The organism is Williamsia sp. Y712, assembly GCF_059445525.1.
Genome location: NZ_JCAIUN010000003.1, coordinates 304070 through 321463 on the forward strand (window position 1 = coordinate 304070; position 17394 = coordinate 321463).

The 17394-nt window shown below is 64.4% G+C and carries 16 protein-coding genes; 11 read left to right on the forward strand and 5 right to left on the reverse strand.

Going from position 1 to position 17394, the window contains the following annotated elements; translation table 11 throughout:
- Window positions 1–47 precede the first annotated feature (47 nt).
- A complete protein-coding gene (locus AC1D75_RS20720; RefSeq protein WP_495517208.1) occupies window positions 48–1322 on the reverse strand; it encodes a hypothetical protein in 1275 nt (424 codons plus the stop codon).
- A gap of 22 nt (window positions 1323–1344) precedes the next feature.
- Window positions 1345–2274: a cupin domain-containing protein gene (locus AC1D75_RS20725; RefSeq protein ID WP_495517209.1), complete on the reverse strand. Its 930-nt coding sequence runs from the start codon at window positions 2272–2274 to the stop codon at window positions 1345–1347.
- Between the two features lie 71 nt (window positions 2275–2345).
- Between AC1D75_RS20725 and AC1D75_RS20730 the strand changes: the two genes are divergently transcribed.
- Window positions 2346–3188, forward strand: coding sequence for a Rossmann-fold NAD(P)-binding domain-containing protein (locus tag AC1D75_RS20730; protein ID WP_495517210.1), 843 nt, complete (start codon window positions 2346–2348; stop codon window positions 3186–3188).
- Window positions 3185–3661: an anthrone oxygenase family protein gene (locus tag AC1D75_RS20735; RefSeq protein WP_495517211.1), complete on the forward strand. Its 477-nt coding sequence runs from the start codon at window positions 3185–3187 to the stop codon at window positions 3659–3661. Before AC1D75_RS20730 ends, AC1D75_RS20735 begins: the two co-directional genes overlap by 4 nt.
- On the opposite strand, the gene AC1D75_RS20740 is transcribed toward AC1D75_RS20735, so the two are convergent.
- The gene (locus tag AC1D75_RS20740; protein WP_495517212.1) at window positions 3639–3971 is read right to left on the reverse strand and encodes a winged helix-turn-helix transcriptional regulator; all 333 of its coding nucleotides are present in this window, start codon (window positions 3969–3971) and stop codon (window positions 3639–3641) included. The genes AC1D75_RS20735 and AC1D75_RS20740 overlap by 23 nt on opposite strands.
- A 117-nt stretch (window positions 3972–4088) precedes the next feature.
- On the opposite strand from AC1D75_RS20740, the gene AC1D75_RS20745 reads away from it, so the two are divergent.
- Complete coding sequence (locus AC1D75_RS20745; protein ID WP_495517213.1) at window positions 4089–4823, forward strand: NAD(P)H-dependent oxidoreductase; 735 nt, start codon at window positions 4089–4091, stop codon at window positions 4821–4823.
- A gap of 14 nt (window positions 4824–4837) precedes the next feature.
- Here AC1D75_RS20745 and AC1D75_RS20750 read toward each other — a convergent pair whose 3' ends face one another.
- Window positions 4838–5686, reverse strand: a complete 849-nt coding sequence (locus tag AC1D75_RS20750) for an alpha/beta fold hydrolase (protein ID WP_495517214.1) — start codon at window positions 5684–5686, stop codon at window positions 4838–4840.
- A 60-nt stretch (window positions 5687–5746) separates the two neighbouring features.
- Between AC1D75_RS20750 and AC1D75_RS20755 the strand changes: the two genes are divergently transcribed.
- Window positions 5747–6352 carry a TetR/AcrR family transcriptional regulator gene (locus tag AC1D75_RS20755; RefSeq protein WP_495517215.1) on the forward strand — a complete coding sequence of 202 codons (606 nt, stop codon included), beginning with the start codon at window positions 5747–5749 and terminating at the stop codon, window positions 6350–6352.
- 284 nt (window positions 6353–6636) lie between these two features.
- Window positions 6637–9174: an ATP-dependent Clp protease ATP-binding subunit gene (locus AC1D75_RS20760; protein ID WP_495517216.1), complete on the forward strand. Its 2538-nt coding sequence runs from the start codon at window positions 6637–6639 to the stop codon at window positions 9172–9174.
- Window positions 9175–9310: 136 nt separating this feature from the next.
- Here the strand turns inward: AC1D75_RS20760 and kstR are convergent, their stop codons facing one another.
- Window positions 9311–9964 (reverse strand): cholesterol catabolism transcriptional regulator KstR, encoded by a 654-nt coding sequence (gene kstR, locus AC1D75_RS20765; RefSeq protein WP_495517217.1) that lies wholly within the window; start codon window positions 9962–9964, stop codon window positions 9311–9313.
- 218 nt (window positions 9965–10182) lie between these two features.
- On the opposite strand from kstR, the gene AC1D75_RS20770 reads away from it, so the two are divergent.
- The 6 genes from AC1D75_RS20770 (at window position 10183) to AC1D75_RS20795 (ending at window position 17389) form a co-directional block, all read left to right on the forward strand.
- Window positions 10183–12387, forward strand: a complete 2205-nt coding sequence (locus AC1D75_RS20770) for an acyl-CoA dehydrogenase family protein (protein ID WP_495517218.1) — start codon at window positions 10183–10185, stop codon at window positions 12385–12387.
- Window positions 12388–12480: 93 nt separating this feature from the next.
- Window positions 12481–13539 (forward strand): acyl-CoA dehydrogenase family protein, encoded by a 1059-nt coding sequence (locus tag AC1D75_RS20775; RefSeq protein ID WP_495517219.1) that lies wholly within the window; start codon window positions 12481–12483, stop codon window positions 13537–13539.
- Between the two features lie 5 nt (window positions 13540–13544).
- Window positions 13545–14708: an acyl-CoA dehydrogenase family protein gene (locus AC1D75_RS20780; protein WP_495517220.1), complete on the forward strand. Its 1164-nt coding sequence runs from the start codon at window positions 13545–13547 to the stop codon at window positions 14706–14708.
- Window positions 14709–14721: 13 nt separating this feature from the next.
- Window positions 14722–15738 carry a bifunctional MaoC family dehydratase N-terminal/OB-fold nucleic acid binding domain-containing protein gene (locus AC1D75_RS20785; RefSeq protein WP_495517221.1) on the forward strand — a complete coding sequence of 339 codons (1017 nt, stop codon included), beginning with the start codon at window positions 14722–14724 and terminating at the stop codon, window positions 15736–15738.
- Window positions 15735–16220 (forward strand): MaoC family dehydratase, encoded by a 486-nt coding sequence (locus tag AC1D75_RS20790; protein WP_495517222.1) that lies wholly within the window; start codon window positions 15735–15737, stop codon window positions 16218–16220. Before AC1D75_RS20785 ends, AC1D75_RS20790 begins: the two co-directional genes overlap by 4 nt.
- Window positions 16217–17389 carry a lipid-transfer protein gene (locus AC1D75_RS20795; RefSeq protein ID WP_482140817.1) on the forward strand — a complete coding sequence of 391 codons (1173 nt, stop codon included), beginning with the start codon at window positions 16217–16219 and terminating at the stop codon, window positions 17387–17389. Before AC1D75_RS20790 ends, AC1D75_RS20795 begins: the two co-directional genes overlap by 4 nt.
- The last annotated feature ends 5 nt before the right edge of the window (window positions 17390–17394 follow it).

Consider the following 17394-nt stretch of genomic DNA (forward strand, 5'->3'; position numbering starts at 1 on the left):
TAGTCGTCGGTAGCGGCCGTTTTCCGACGCCCAACCAGAGAACTTCTTTATGAAGGCGCGAGCAGCGAGAGTGTGGTGCCCTCCTCGAGCACGATGTATCCGTCGACCACAGCGGGCTGTCCACCGACCACCGACCGTTGCCACGCGATGGCTCCGGTGGTGAAGTCGTAGGCAGTCAGCGCGGAGTTGCCACCGAACACGATGATGTTCCCGCCCTGCCCGATGCAGCCGAGGATGTCGATGTTGGCGGATGGATCCATCGCGTCGCCGCGGGGGAGTTCCCCCAATTTGTCTGCCGAGACGAGATCGAGGACCGACCGGGTGCCGTCCTTGCGGGCAAAGGAGACCGTTGTACCGCAGGGCCGGGCGCCGACCTTCGACAGCTCAGGGTCGGTGACCTGCCAGAGCCTCGTCTTCTGTTGTGGATCGAACGCGGCGTACGTGCCCTGGGTCTGGAAGACCTGCTCGCTGCCTGCGCCCGTGGTGACCGGAAGGGTCGACGGACCCGGCACCAGTTGCTGTTTGTCGTTGTTCGACGTCTGGGTGCCGTCGGTGCGGAGGAACTCGACGCGCTGGGCGCCGCGCTCGGTGAACTGGGCTGCGATACCGGTCGGATAGACCACCAGATCGCATGCGCATCCGAACCTGTCGTCGCCGGTATCCGGATCGATGAGATGCTGTGTGCCGTCCGACGCCCGCACGATGGCGACGGTGCCGTTCACCTCGACCGCTGCGGCGCCGGCAAAGGTGCGGGCCCAGATCTCTGTGCCGTCCGGCGCATTGCGGCTCACCTGATAGCCGGAGCTGTTGACCCGCAGATAGTCGGGTCCGTATCCGGTGACGGCCTGGGTGTTGTCGAGATCTGAGACGGAGCCGAGTTCTCCGGTGTCCAGATCTGCGATGTAGAAGCCGTCCGGCTGATCTGCCAGACGCACCGCGCAGCCGACCTCACCTTTGTCGTTGAGTGCACAGCTCCCGAGTCCGGCGTCGATCGGCTTCGCCCAGAGCCGTTCTCCATTGCCGCGATTGATGGCGAGGTAGGTGGTGCCGTCGCCCGATGGGTAGGAGATCAGCCAGGTGTCCCGGTAGGTGCCTGCCACCAGCGGTGTGGCGCCGGAACCATACGTGCGCATGTCGCTGAGGTCGAGGCTCCAACGCTCCTGCGGTTCGCTCGGATACGACCGGAGCGTGCCACCTTCGTATTCGGACGTGTCTTCGGATGGCGTATCCATCGCCAACACCGCTCCGACCGTGACCACCATGATGATCGACAGCAGGAAGACGACGAATCCGATTCCCGGAGCGGGCCGGCCTTTGAGCATGAGGCCCATCCAATCACGGGCTTCAGCTCGCCAGGGACCTGCGGTAGTCGCGGGGGCTGATACCCCGAACTCGTTTGAATGCGGCGCTCAATGCGTAGGCGCCGCCATAGCCGACCTGCGCCGCAACGGCATCGAGCGTGAGGTCCCCGCCGGCCAGGAGGTCGGCCGCCATCGACAGCCGCCATTCGGTGAGATACGCCATGGGCGATTCACCGACGAGCTCGGTGAACCGCTTGGCCAACACGGCCCGCGACACCGCGCACTGTCCCGCGAGCCCGGCGACGGTCCATGGATGTTGTGGATTGTTGTGGATCAGGGTCAGTGCCCGTCCCACCACCGGATCCGACTCGGCGGCAATCCAATTCGACCCTGACGACTCGGTTGAGGAAAACCAGGACCGTAGTGAGTCGATCAAGACCAGGTCGAGGAGTCGATCCAGCATCACCTCTTGTCCTGGGGCGTCACGCACCATCTCGGCCGCGAGGAGTTCGACAAGTGGAGAACTGTTGTCATGCAGGGTGATCAGCCGGGGGAGTGCGTTCAGAAGCCGGCCGGACACCTCGCCTGCCACGCCATAGGAACCGACCAGCGAGACGGACTCGCCGTCGGCGCTGTTGCCCCAACTACGGACGCCGAGGCACATTTCGTCGGCCAGTTCTGCGCCGTCGTCGCTGACGCAGTGCTGGCCTTCTTCGATGATCGCGGTGGTCGCGGAACTGCCGTCTCCGAAGGTGTACGGGTCAGGGCCGCGGATGATCGCGATGTCGCCGGGATGCAGGTTCGCTTGTTCACCGTCGTCGAAGGCGACGGCCGCGGTCCCGGATACGGTCACCACCACCGTCAGTGGAGCCTTGTCCTCGATCCGGACAGACCACGGCGGCGACATCACCACCCGTAACAGGAACGCATCCTTTGCACGGGGTCCATTGAGCACACTGCCAAGCGCATCCATAAGACGATTACACATGAAATCAAGCGGATAAGCCATGGAAACGCTCGTTTCGCTCCCCTGTACTGGTCTACATGACAAACACAACAACACTCCAGCATCAACGTCCCGTCCTGGTGGTCGGCGCAACCGGCAAAACCGGTGGGCGCGTGGCAGATCGACTCGAACGATCGGGTCTGCCGGTCCGGCGGGCCAGTCGCACATCGACCACACATTTCGATTGGACCGACCGCGGTACCTGGAAGGCCGCGCTCGAAGGTGCAGGCGCGGTCTACATCACCTACCAGCCGGATCTGATCGTGCCTGCCTCGGTCGACGACATCGCCGCCTTCGTTGCTGCGGCCGGCGAAGCCGGTGTCGACCGCCTCGTCCTGTTGTCCGGTCGTGGCGAGCCCGAGGCGCGGGCCTGTGAACAGATCGTCCTGCGCGCCGGTGTCCCCGCAACAGTGTTGCGGTGCAGCTGGTTTGCGCAGAACTTCAGCGAGGCGTTCCTCGTGGACGGTATCCGCGATGGTGCGGTGGTGCTGCCCGTCGGACCGGTGGGTGAGCCGTTCATCGACGCCGACGACATCGCCGACGCCGCCGTCGAAGCACTGACCGGCACCGGCCACGCCGGACATGTTTATGAGCTGACCGGCCCGCGATTGCTCAGCTTTGCCGACGCCAGCGCGGAGATCGGTGAAATACTCGGCCGCGACATCGCATTCGTGACGGTTCCCGATGGCGACTATCGTGCCGCGATGCTGGCCGAAGGCGTCGGCTCGGAGTACGCAGACATGGTGATGGCACTGTTCGGAACGTTGTTCGACGGTCGCAATGAATCGGTGACCGGCGGCGTCCGCGAGATCCTCGGACGCGAACCCGGTGATTTCTTTGACGTGATCAAAAGGGCGTCCGCACAAGGAGTCTGGTCATGACGGTGTTCCGGGAATCGGTGCTGGTCCTCGGAGTGGTGACGGTGGGCCTGATGGCCGGGCTGTATTCGGCGTTCGCCTACGCCGTGATGCCAGGTCTCCGGCGCGTCGATGACAAGTCCTTTGTCGCGGTCATGCAACGGATCAACGTGGCCATCGTCAATCCGATCTTCCTGCTGGTCTTCTTCGGTGGCCTCGGCTTCACGGTCCTGGCTGCTGTGCTCTACCGCGACCACCGGCTCTTGTGGTGGATCGTTGCAGGCGCGGTCCTGTACGGATTGACGCTGATCACCACCGTCGCCTTCAACATCCCGCTGAACAATCAGATCGCCGCAGCCGGGGACCCCGATCGGATCAGCGACCTGCGCGCGGTCCGGGAGGCGTTCGAGGAACCCTGGGTGCGGTGGAACATCGTCCGGGCAGTGGTGAGCACCGGCGCTCTGGCAGTGCTCGTCACCGGTCTGGTGACCCGATAGTCGAGTGGGGCCCGGGGGTCGAAGCCTGATCGAGATAGGCCTTGCCCCAGTCGTTCAGCGCGTCGACCATTGGGCGCAAAGCGTGCCCCATCGGGGTCAGTGAGTATTCGACCTTTGGTGGCACCTGGGAGTAGACGGTGCGCACGACGATGCCGTCGGCCTCGAGTTCTCGGAGCTGTCGCGCGAGTACGCGTGGGGTCACCGAGCCCACGGCCCTGCCGAGCTCGCCGAACCGATGAGTGCGTTCCGAAAGATGTTTGACGACAGTCATCTTCCACGCACCGCCGAGCACGGCGATGGAAACCTCCACGGGGCACACATCCGCTGCGCGTTCCACTGGTGGACGCATGGGCACTATCCAATCGGTCACTATGGACGAATTTGTACGTACTGTTGCCATCGAACCTGTAGCTGCAGACTAGTGGTCATGTCGTCACACTGTGCGAAAAAGGTTCTCTGGTTGCACGGGCACCCATGCACCGACTCCCTCAATCACCAGCTGATGCAGGCGGGTTCGAAGATCCTCGAGCGGGACGCGGATGTCGCGGTGGTCGACCTCCACGAACTCGGATGGAACCCGGTCCTCGGTCCCGATGAGCTCTCCGGTGCCACCTTCGGTGATGTCGCCGAGCAGCAGCAACTCTTGCGTGATGCCGATTTGCTGGTGGTTCAGTTCCCGATGTGGTGGCACGCGATGCCGGCAATCGTGAAGGGGTGGTTCGACCGCGTGTTCGCCAAAGGGTTCGCCTTCGGCATCAAAGATCCGGTCACCGGCCAGACACTGAAGATGGGGGACGGCGGTCTCGCCGGTCGGCGCGCGTTGACGATCGTGACCGCAGGTGACCGGCCGTCGTCTTTCGCCCCGCGAGGGCTCAACGGCGACATCGAGCTGCTTCTCTTCCCGTTGCTGCATGGCACGTTCTGGTATTCCGGGATCGCGCCGCTGACACCGCACCTGATCGCCGGAACGGATCAACCCGGCTGGGATGGTGTCGATGCAGAGCACCGTCGATTGGCCGGCCGACTGCGCGGAGTCTTCGAGGAGACACCGATTCCCTATCGGACACTTGCCTCGGGGGACTACGGCGGCGACCGGATCCTCGACCCGCGCATTGCGCCAGGTGAGTCGGGTCCGGCCATTCACCTCCGGCGTTGCGGCTGAGCGTCGCGCAGGCGTCAGCTATGCGACTTCGTCGAGATTCTCGTGATCTCGTCGATCACCGCGGCTGGATTATCCAGGGACACAAACGTTCTCGCGCCTGGCACCTCGGCGAATCGTGCGTCGGGGAACTGGGCGGCCAAGCGTCGGCCGAGTTTTGGTGTGAAACATTTGTCCGCGGTGCCCCAGGCCAGCGTCACCGGTTTGTCAAAGGCGCCCAGCCGCCCGGTGACCTCATTCAGCTCGGATGGGCTGATGGTCGCGAACAATCTCCTGATGTCACGCCGGATCTGCGCCGATTTGCGGGCCGGTGCCACCCAGCGTTCGGTGAGGTCGGGCGGGAGGTCCTTCGCCAACAGGCCGAACCCCGCAGGCGAGTGGCGAATTGCCTTGGTCCGCATGAGATTCAATGCGGGGGACAGGGCACCGGGCATCTTCAAGAGCGAGAAGATGGCATTGAAGGGAAACGGCGGGAAGGTGTCGAAGGCGTCGCAATTGGTGAGTACCATCCGCCCGATGTCCTTCCCGTGGGCGTCAACGGTGAACTGGCACAGTGCGCCTCCGGTGTCACTGCCGACGAGCGTCACATCGTCGAGGTCGAGGCCGATGATCAATTCGCGGATCAGGCCCGCGATTCCGGTGGGGCTCAAGTCCGCGTCGGGTTTCATCGGTATTCGATGTGAACCGAGGGGAAGGGTCGGCAGATAGCACCGGAACCCCGCGGCAGCCAGGCCGGTGGCGACGTCGCGCCACAGCTCGGCGTCGACGAGTGCGCCGTGGATGAAGAGAACTGGCGGTGACGTGGAGTCCTCGGGGCCGACGGACGTGTACTCGATGGTCCCGAGGGTGGTCTCGATGGTCGCCATGATGGGTATCCTCCGTAAGAAACTTACGTACACCTGGCATGAAAGTTACATACACCCTGCATGGAAGTCAATCGTCGTACCCAGGCCGACCGGACGGCCGCAACGCGGGCCGCGCTGATCGGTGCCGCCCGCGTCCTCTTTGCCGAACACGGATTCGGTTCGGTCGGCACCCAGGCGATCGCTGCGCAGGCGGGCGTGACCCGCGGAGCGCTCTATCACCAGTTCGCCGACAAGGCCGAGTTGTTTGCCGCAGTCTTCGAGCAGGTCGAGGAAGAGGTGATGGCAGCTGTTGCCGTCGCGGTCGCGGACGCGGCCGCCGACGGGCCGATCGAGGCCTTGGAGGTCGGGGCCGCGGCGTGGCTCGAGCTCTGCGCCGACCCGCAGGTTCATCGCATCGTGCTCATCGAGGCCCCCGCGGTACTCGGTTGGGAGCGGTGGCGAGAGGCCGGACAGCGATACGCGCTGGGGATGGTCGAGGCGCTGATCGCCGACGCCGTCTCGACCGGGGCCGTTCCGGAGCAGCCGGTACGTCCGCTGGCGCACGTGATGATCGGCGCGATCGACGAGGCTGCGATGTATGTGGCGCGCTCTGCTGAACCCGGCCAGGCGCGTCGCGAGATGCTCGATATCACCCGCCGGTTGATTAAGTCCATGACGATCGAATGACCTGCACCGCGTTCGCTGACGGCGTATCGAAGGGCAAATACCCGCCCGAGCTGCAGTGTTGATGAATTGAAGGTTCCGAAACCGGGCCCGCCGGGGGCGCAGGCCGACACATCTGCGGTGCCGGTGACCTGCGGCCATTAGACTGAGACCAAGGCCGCTGAGGGTGACGTTTCCATGTTGCTGTCGGCATAGGCCCACCCTGGGAAGATCGAGGCCTGTGGACCAGTCAGACTGGACCCGAAGCCGAAGGCCGAGCTCGACCCATTGAAACGTAAGGGAGAACAATGTTCGAACGGTTCACCGACCGCGCTCGTCGGGTTGTAGTCCTGGCTCAAGAAGAAGCGCGGATGCTCAATCACAACTACATCGGTACCGAGCACATCCTGCTGGGTCTGATCCACGAGGGCGAAGGCGTTGCCGCCAAGTCGCTCGAGTCGTTGGGGATCTCGCTCGAAGGCGTACGCAGCCAGGTCGAGGAAATCATCGGCCAGGGTCAGCAGGCACCGTCCGGTCACATTCCTTTCACTCCCCGCGCGAAGAAGGTCCTAGAGCTCTCGCTGCGTGAGGCGCTGCAGCTCGGCCACAACTACATCGGCACCGAGCACATCCTGCTCGGCCTCATCCGCGAGGGCGAGGGCGTAGCCGCCCAGGTGCTGGTCAAGCTCGGCGCCGACCTCAACCGGGTGCGCCAGCAGGTCATCCAGCTCCTCTCGGGCTACCAGGGCAAAGAGCCTCAGGAAGCCGGCACGGGCGGTCGCAGCACGGAGGCAGGCACGCCGTCGACCTCGCTGGTCCTCGATCAGTTCGGTCGCAACCTGACCGCGGCTGCTGCCGAGGGCAAGCTCGACCCGGTCATCGGGCGCGAGAAGGAAATCGAACGCGTCATGCAGGTGCTGAGCCGCCGCACCAAGAACAACCCGGTGCTCATCGGTGAACCCGGCGTCGGTAAGACCGCTGTCGTCGAGGGCCTGGCCCAGGCGATCGTGAACGGCAACGTTCCCGAGACGCTCAAGGACAAGCAGCTCTACACCCTCGACCTCGGGTCGCTGGTTGCCGGTAGCCGCTACCGCGGTGATTTCGAAGAGCGCCTGAAGAAGGTTCTCAAGGAGATCAACACCCGCGGCGACATCATCTTGTTCATCGACGAGCTGCACACGCTCGTCGGCGCGGGTGCTGCCGAAGGTGCCATCGACGCCGCCAGCATCCTCAAGCCGAAGCTGGCCCGCGGTGAGCTGCAGACCATCGGTGCGACCACCCTCGACGAGTACCGCAAGTACATCGAGAAGGACGCCGCACTCGAGCGCCGGTTCCAGCCGGTGCAGGTCGGCGAGCCGAGTGTGGAGCACACCATCCAGATCCTTCGGGGTCTGCGGGACCGCTACGAGTCGCATCACCGCGTCTCCATCACCGACGGTGCACTGACGGCTGCAGCGACCCTGGCGGATCGGTACATCAACGACCGCTTCCTGCCGGACAAGGCGATCGACCTGATCGACGAGGCCGGCGCCCGGATGCGTATCCGCCGGATGACCGCACCGCCAGACCTGCGCGAGTTCGACGACCGTATCGCCGACGCCCGCAAAGAGAAGGAATCGGCGATCGACGCCCAGGACTTCGAGAAGGCCGCGAACCTGCGCGACAAGGAGAAGCAGCTCGTCACCGAGCGCGCCGAGCGTGAAAAGCAGTGGCGCAGTGGCGACATGGACATCGTTGCCGAGGTCGATGACAACGAGATCGCCGAGGTCCTCGGTAACTGGACCGGTATCCCGGTATTCAAGCTGACCGAGGAAGAGACCACGCGTCTGCTCCGTATGGAAGATGAGCTGCACAAGCGGATCATCGGCCAGACCGAAGCGGTCAAGGCGGTCTCCAAGGCGATCCGCCGTACCCGCGCCGGTCTGAAAGACCCCAAGCGCCCGTCCGGCTCGTTCATCTTCGCCGGTCCGTCCGGTGTCGGTAAGACCGAGCTGTCCAAGGCGCTGGCGAACTTCCTGTTCGGCGAAGACGACGCGCTCATCCAGATCGACATGGGCGAGTTCCACGACCGGTTCACCGCGTCGCGGCTCTTCGGTGCCCCTCCCGGCTACGTCGGCTACGAAGAGGGCGGCCAGCTCACCGAGAAGGTGCGCCGCAAGCCGTTCTCCGTCGTGCTGTTCGACGAGATCGAGAAGGCACACCAGGAGATCTACAACACGCTCCTGCAGGTGCTCGAGGACGGCCGTCTCACCGACGGTCAGGGTCGTACGGTCGACTTCAAGAACACCGTCCTGATCTTCACCTCGAACCTCGGTACCAGCGACATCTCCAAGGCCGTGGGTCTGGGCTTCTCCCAGTCCGGCGCCGAGGGCTCGAACTACGAGCGGATGAAGCAGAAGGTCAACGACGAGCTCAAGAAGCATTTCCGGCCTGAGTTCCTCAACCGTATCGATGACATCGTGGTGTTCCATCAGCTCACCAAGGACGAGATCATCAAGATGGTCGACCTGATGATCGCCCGTGTCGAGAAGCAGCTGAAGAACAAGGACATGGACATCGAGCTGACGGACAAGGCCAAGAGCCTGCTCGCCAAGCGCGGGTTCGATCCCGTCCTGGGTGCGCGGCCGCTGCGTCGCACCATCCAGCGTGAGATCGAGGATCAGCTGTCCGAGAAGATTCTGTTCAACGAGATCGGTGCCGGCGAGATCATCCTCGTCGACGTCGAGAACTGGGATGGCGAAGACGACGGCGAAGACGTCAAGTTCACCTTCAAGGGTTCGAAGAGGCCGATCGAGCTTCCCGACACCCCGGTGGAGCTGGCCAAGACCGGCGACTCCGAGAAGTAGTCGATACAAAGTAAGGGGCGCAACCACGAAAGTGGTTGCGCCCCTTCTTTGTTTGCAGGCACAGACAGAAACACCCGTTCCGGTCAGAATCACACGTTGCAACATGTGGTTTTGACTGGAACGGGTGTTTTTGCGGCTATTGCGCTGCGGCGTCCTTGTTGTCGCGGCCGGCGAGCAGGAGCGTGATCGTCAGCTCCAGGCGGTTGGTGACGTCGGTGGCCGAGGCCCGGCGGGTCAGCCACTGCACCAGATTCGACATCCAGACGTCGGAGACGACGCGGGCGATCTTGAGGTCGAGATCGCCGGGCTCGCCTTCCACCATGGCGTTGGCGAGCAGGCGGTCGATGATGTTCGCGACCTTGTCGACCTCGGCGGAGGCAGATGCGTCGGCGAACATGAATGCGCGGGTCATCGCTTCGGTCAGCAGCGGATCCCGTTGCATGGCAAGGGTGATCATGTCCAGGACGTGGCGTAGACGCTCGAGCGGGGTATCGCCGCGGAGGCGGGTTTTGTCGGCGCGGGCTTCAACGCCTTCGAACTCGCGGGCCAGGGCGGTGACGAGCAGATGCACCTTCGACGGGAAGTAGCGGTAGAGGGTTCCGACGGCAACGTCGGCACGATCGGCCACGGCGCGCATCTGTACGGCGTCGTAGCCACCCTTGGATGCGAGGGCAAGCGTCGCGTCGAGGATGCGGCGCCTGCGTTCACGCTGGGCGTTGGAGCCGAGGTCGACCTCGGTACCGACGGCAGCATCGCTGACCGAACCGCCGGTGGGATTCGGGCTTGCCATCAGTGGACGACCTCTTTCGTTTTCTGCGCCCGGTGGGCCCTGGTTTCTGCTGTTGACCGTTTTTGCAGTTGGTCAACTACACGTTAATCGCTGGCACCGAAAATGCGATTTGGGAGCCGCGCGCCGCAGCCCCTTTCATTCTGCCGCCTCGAACGTGCAATATTAGAACAGGTTCTACCACGCACCGACAACTCCGAGTAGTCAGGATGTCCAGGCCTATGACGATCGCTACCACTCAAGAACATACCGCTGTGGCCGATGCAATTGGTCAATGGTCCAAAAAGGTGTCGGCGATCACCTCGGTCCGCGCGGCCGAGCCCGGATCCAATCTGCAGGCCGATGCCTGGCCTGCACTGTTCCCCGAACTCGCGGGTCTCGGGGTGTTCGCGGCCGCGGTACCGGAGAGCAAGGGCGGAATGGACGCGATGTTCATCGACCTCGCCGTCATGCTCGAGCAAACGGGCTACGGTCTCGTTCCCGGTCCGGTGGCCGGAACGGCCGTGGGTGCCCTGCTGGCCGCGGTGACAGGCGCGCCGAATGAGAACGCGTTACTCGGGCAGCTGCTGGCCGGTGAAGTCGGCGTCGCGATCGCAACGGCTGTGCTGACGGGCGGTGGCGTGGTCCTGTCGACCGAAACCGAACGCGGCGTCCTGTCAGCTGACGGTGATCTCGGACTGGTCGCCGGCTATGCCGACGGTGTCGCACTGCTGGCGCCGGTGGACATCGCGGGTAGCCGTCGGTGGGTGCTGTTGGAACCGAAAACGCCGGGGGTGGTCGCTGACAAAGTCGAGGGCGTCGACTTCTCGATGGACCTGGCGCGGGTCCGCTTCGAACAGGTCCGGATCCCCGCTCATGAGGTTCTGCACGTCTCGGACTCATTTGTGCAGGCAACGGTTATCGCCGGGATCGCCGCTCAGGCGGCCGGAGTTGCCCGCTGGTGCCTCGATACCGCCGTCGAGTACGCGAAGGTGCGGGAACAGTTCGGGGCGCCGATCGGGAGCTTTCAGGCCGTCAAACACATCTGCGCGGAAATGCTCTGTCGCAGCGAACTGGTCGGCGCCGCGGCCTGGGACCTCGCCGAGGCCATCGACGAACTCACCGAAGCCGACAGTGCCGACCGCGAGGCGGCGACGGCGCAGTTGGAGATCAGCGCCGCAGCGGCAGCCGCGGTGGTCGCCGAATTGACCGTCGCGAACGCCAAGGACTGCATCCAGGTGCTCGGCGGGATCGGGTTCACCTTCGAGCACGATGCGCACCTCTACCTGCGTCGGGCGTTGGCCTGGCAGGCCCAGCTCGGGGGTCCGGGGCAGTGGCGCAAGCGGGTCGCCGAACTGAACCGGTCCGGGGTGCGTCGAACGTTCACGATTGATCTGGGGGAGGCCGAGCGCGACCGCCCGCAGGTCCGAGAGCAGGCGGAGTCCATTGCGGCCGCACCGGATCTGCGCCGGGCACTCGCTTCCACCGGATATCTGACCCCGCATTGGCCCACGCCGTACGGACTCGGCGCCGACGCGTCGCACCAGGTGCTCATCGATTCCGAACTGGAACGAGCGGGCGTTCGTCGCCCGGATCTCGTGATCGCGGGGTGGGCGATCCCGACGATCGTCGCGCACGGCACCGACACGCAGCGCGAGCGGTTTGTGCGGGCGACGCTCGACGGCGAATTGTTGTGGTGTCAGCTGTTTTCCGAGCCGGGGGCGGGCTCGGACCTCGCCTCGCTGCGTACCAAGGCCACGAAGGTCGACGGCGGCTGGCGGCTGCAGGGGCAGAAGGTGTGGTCGTCGCACGCACACGAGGCCGATTGGGCCATCTGCCTGGCTCGGACGAATCCGGATGTCCCCAAGCACAAGGGGATCACCTACTTCCTCGTCGACATGAAGTCGACAGGCATCCAGACACGGCCACTGCGCGAGTTGACCGGGCGGTCCCTGTTCAACGAGGTCTTTCTCGATGACGTGTTCGTCCCCGACGACTGTGTGGTCGGGGAGGTGGACAACGGCTGGAGGCTGGCACGCACCACGCTGGCCAACGAGCGCGTGGCGATGGGTGGCTCGGCGCTGGGCAAAGAGATGGAAGCGCTTCTGGATCAGGTCGGCGACTCGGTGCTGACCGATGCACAGAGCGAAGGTCTCGGCGACCTCATCGTGCAGGCGCAGCTCGGGCAGGTCCTGGATCTGCGGACGGTGCTCGGGTCGATCAACGGGACGGATCCGGGGGCGGTGGCCGGTGTCCGCAAGCTCATCGGGGTTCGGCATCGCCAATCGGTGCCGGAGTTCGCCCAGCAGTTGCATGGCACCGAAGGCCTCGCGTTGTCCGCGGCTGCCGACACGTTCCTGCTGAACCGGTGCCTGTCCATCGCGGGTGGCACCACCCAGATCCTGCTGACGGCCACGGCCGAGAGGCTGTTGGGTCTGCCTCGGTGAGGTCGCGCCGCAGCTTGGCGCAAGTCGAAACGGACACCGTGTTCGTCTGATACAACTAGAACAAGTTCTAATTCTTTTGGAGGGGTGTAGAACGTGGATTTCACGCTGGATTCCACCGCCCAAACTGTGAGCGATGTCATGGACTCGGTGCTGGAACGGCACGAGACGGTCTGGGACGCGGATCTGACAGATCGCGGGGGGTTCGAGACAACGTTGTGGTCGGCACTGGCCGGTGGCGGTGTTCTGGCGCTGCCATTGCCGGAGAGCCTGGGTGGTGATGACGTCGGTGTCGGTGGGCTGATCCCCGTCGCCACCGCGTTGGGACGGGCCGCGGCCGTGACACCCGCGATCGGGACCCTGATCTCGGGTCTTGCGCCACTGGCGACCCGGGCTCCCGACGTGGCGGTCGAACTCGGTGCCGCGGTGCAATCGGGTGGCTGGTTGGCGGCCGCCATCAACGAACCGGGCGCGGCGATGACGGCCACGCCGCACACATCGGTATCGGGCGGGAAGCTGACCGGAACCAAAACCGGTGTGCTGCACGCCGAGGGCGCGAGCGCCCTACTCGTCGCCGCCGATGCGGGTGTCGCGGTCGTCGCAGGTGATGACCCGGGCGTGACCATCACCCGGACCACCTCGTCGTGCGGATGGGGCGAATACACGGTCGAGTTCGACAACGTGCCGGTCCGGACCATCGTCGAGGGCGATCCGGATTGGCTCATCGAGCATCACGCGCTCGGCATCGCGGCCTACGCCGACGGATTGGTCGCCGGTGCGATGAAGCTGACGGCCACCCATGTCACCGAGCGAGTCCAGTTCGACAAGCCGATCGGCACATTCCAGGCCGTACAGCAGCAACTCGCCGACATCTACGTGGTGGCCCGGTCGATGACACTGGCGACAACGGCGGCCGGCTGGCGTTTGTCCGAAGGTCTTGATGCGGGGTCGGATCTGGCGGTGGCCACCTATTGGCTGGCGCAGGAGGTCCCGGCCACAATGCGGACGATGGTCCACCTACACGGCGGCATCGGCGTCGACCTCACGTACCCGTTGCACCGATACTTCTCGATCGCCAAGGATCTCTCGCGCCTGGTCGGTGGACCCACGAGCCGCCTCGATGCACTGGCCGAGCAGGTAGAGGCAGGAGCGTAAACCCGATGTTCATCGATCTCACCCCAGAGCAGCGCAGCCTGAAAGCAGAGCTGCGCGAATACTTTTCGACGCTGATTTCCGAAACCGATGCCAAGGTGATGCTCACCGAGCGCCACGGGCCCACCTACCGCAAGGTGATCCGGCAGATGGGCAAGGACGGCTGGCTCGGTGTCGGATGGCCAAAGGAGTACGGCGGCCGCGGCTTCGGCCACATCGAACAGCAGATCTTTGTCAACGAGGCCGCCCGCGCCGATGTGCCATTGCCTTCGGTGACGCTGCAGACGGTCGGACCGACGCTGCAGCTCTACGGCAACGAGGAGCAGAAGCAACGGTTCTTGCCCGCGATCCTCGCCGGTGAGGTCCACTTCGCGATCGGCTACACCGAACCCGATGCCGGCACCGACCTCGCGTCGCTCAAGACCACCGCGGTACGTCGCGGCGACGAGTTCATCGTCAACGGGCAGAAGATCTTCACCACCGGTGGGCATGACGCCGATTTCGTCTGGCTCGCGTGCCGGACCGACAAAGATGTCGCCAAGCACAAGGGCATCTCGATCCTGATCGTCGACACCACCGACCCCGGATACAGCTGGACCCCGATCATCACCGCCGACCATGCACATCACGTCAACGCCACGTACTACTCGGACGTGGTGGTGCCTGCCAACATGGTGGTTGGTGAGGTCAACGGCGGCTGGCGGCTGATCACCACACAGCTCAACCACGAGCGGGTCATGCTCGGTCCCGCCGGACGACTCGATGGACTCCTCGCCCGGATCACCGAGTGGGCGGAGCGTCCGGGCCCCGACGGCACCGTTCCGGCGAAGCATGCGGACGTGAAACGTGCTCTGGCAGAACTGCATGCTTACTACCGGATCAACGAGTTGCTCAACTGGCAGGTGGCAGCAGGTGGCGATTCGATCTCGATGGCCGATGCCGCGGCGACCAAGGTCTTCGCCACCGAACGGCTACAGCACGTTCACCGATTGATCGACGAGATCCTGGGCAGGCACGGAGATTTCTCCGACCCGCAGACCGCGGCGCTCGCCGACTGGTTCGACGTCCAGGCCAAACGCAACGTCGTGATCACTTTCGGTGGCGGTGTCAACGAGGTGATGCGCGAGATGATCGCCACCGCCGGGCTCGGGCTGCCCCGTGGAAAGCGCTGAGAGGAGCCATTCCATGACAACCGTTGACACGTCAGCGATCATCGCGGCCACCGACAGGGTCCGGGCCGCGGGCACCAGTGCGCCGGTGGCCGGCCGCGACCCCATCAACTCGGCCATGATCAACAACTGGACCGAGGCCATCGGGGACAACAACCCGATCTACGTCGACGACGATGCCGCCCGCGCTGCGGGATACGACGGCATCGTGGCTCCGCCTGCGATGGCGCAGGTGTGGACGATGCGGGGACTGACCCGGGTGCGTGCGGATGATGATCCACTCGGTCGGGTGACACAGATTCTCGACGACGCGGGTTACACGTCAGTCGTTGCGACCAACTGTGATTCGACCTACCACCGGTACACGAAGCCTGGTGAAGAGGTGACCATCGAGGCCGCACTGACAGATGTGGTGGGGCCCAAGCAGACCGGGCTCGGCGAAGGATGGTTCTTCACTACCAGGAACACCTGGAAGGTCGGGGACGAAGTGGTCGCCGAGATGGATTTCCGGATCCTCAAGTTCCGGCCACCGGCCAAAGACCCGGAGCCATCTTCGGCGGACACACCGGTGATCTCATCACTCGGTTCACCGTCCGGCGATTTCGATCCGGCAAAGATGATGCGCCCCACCCCCTCTCTGGACACGCTGTTCTTCTGGGACGGAGTGCGCGAGCACGAGTTGCGCATCCAGAAACTCGAGGACGGATCGCTGCGGCATCCGCCGGTGCCGGCGATCTGGAAGGCCAAGGGCGAGGACACCGACTACGTGGTGTCATCCGGCCTGGGCAGTGTCTACAGCTATGTGGTGCACCATGCCCCCAAGGTTCCGGGCCGAAAGGTGCCTTTCGTCATCGCGCTCGTCGAAATCGACGAAGGTGTGCGGCTTTTGGGTGAGCTCCGCGGGGTCGAACCCGAGCAGGTCGAGATCGGGCTTCCGGTACGTGTCGAATTCCTTGACTTCCCGGCGGTCGACGGTGCCGCCGCCTGGACGCTGTACGCGTGGCAGCCCGCCGGAACAGGAGTGCAGCAATGAATGTTCCCCCCGCAGTGCCTACAGTTGTCCCTCCCACCAACCCTCCCGCGGCCGCAGTCGGTCTCGAACTGCCGACTCTCACGGTGACTGCGACGCCGACGTTCGTGGTTTCGACGGCCCTGGCCACCAGGGACTTTCAGGACGTCCACCACGACCGCGACCTCGCGCACCAGAAGGGGTCGAAGGACATCTTTGTCAACATCCTCACCGACACCGGACTGGTGCAGCGGTACATCACCGACTGGGCAGGTCAGCGCGCGCAGATCCGGTCGATCAAGCTACGACTCGGTGTGCCCTGGTACGCCTACGACACGTTGACGCTCAACGGCACCGTGAGTGCGGTGGATGACGGTCTGGTGACGGTCGACGTGGTCGGCAAGGACAGCCTCGGAAACCACGTGACGTCGGTGGTGACCCTGGTGATGGACCATACGGAAGTCAGTGCACCGGCAGGAAAAAGTGAAGCGGGAGTGAGCCGATGAGCGGGTTGTCCGGCAAGGCCGCCATCGTCGGTATCGGCGCCACCGACTTCTCCAAGAACTCGGGACGCAGCGAATTGCGGCTCGCCGCCGAAGCGGTCACCGCGGCGCTCGCCGATGCCGGATTGACGCCGGCAGACGTGGACGGGCTGGTCTCGTTCACCATGGACACCAACACCGAGATCGCGGTCGCCCGCGCCTCTGGCATCGGTGAGTTGAAGTACTTCTCTCGCATCCACTTCGGTGGGGGAGCAGCGTGCTCCACCGTGCAGCAGGCGGCGATGGCGGTGGCGACCGGGGTTGCCGATGTGGTGGTGGCCTACCGGGCCTTCAATGAGCGGTCGGGCATGCGGTTCGGGCAGGTGAACACCTCGCTGGTCGCGCAGGACAACTCGTCGGGCACCGACAACGCCTTCAGTTACCCACATGGGCTCAGTACCCCCGCTGCGTTCGTGGCCATGGTGGCCCAGCGTTACATGTACGAATATGGCGCCACCAGTGCAGATTTCGGACAGATCGCGGTGGTGGATCGCAAGCATGCAGCGGTCAATCCGGAAGCCTTCTTCTACGGCAAGCCCATCACGCTCGACGATCACCAGAACTCGCGGTACATCGCCGAACCCCTACACCTTCTTGATTGCTGCCAAGAATCCGATGGTGGAGTGGCGATTGTGGTGGTGTCGGCCGAGCGCGCCAAGGACCTCCCGCATACGCCGGTCGTCATCGCGGGTGCCGCATCGGGCAGTGGCGAAAACCAATACATCATGACCAGTTACTACCGCGACGACATCGCCGGACTTCCCGAGATGGGATTGGTGGGCAGGCAGTTGTGGGAGCAATCGGAGCTTCGCCCCGACGACATGGATGTGGCGATCCTCTACGACCACTTCACCCCGTACACGTTGATGCAGCTCGAGGAGCTCGGATTCTGCGGTCGCGGCGAAGCGAAAGATCTTGTCCGCGAACCCGGTGCACTCGAAGTGGGTGGCCGGCTTCCGCTCAACACCCACGGGGGACAACTCGGGGAGGCGTACATCCACGGAATGAACGGCATCGCCGAAGCTGTCCGACAGCTTCGTGGTGACTCGGTCAACCAGGTCGACGGGGCAGGTGCGGTGGTGGTCACCGCCGGCACCGGAGTCCCCACCAGCGGTCTTGTCCTGACCGCATAGTTCGT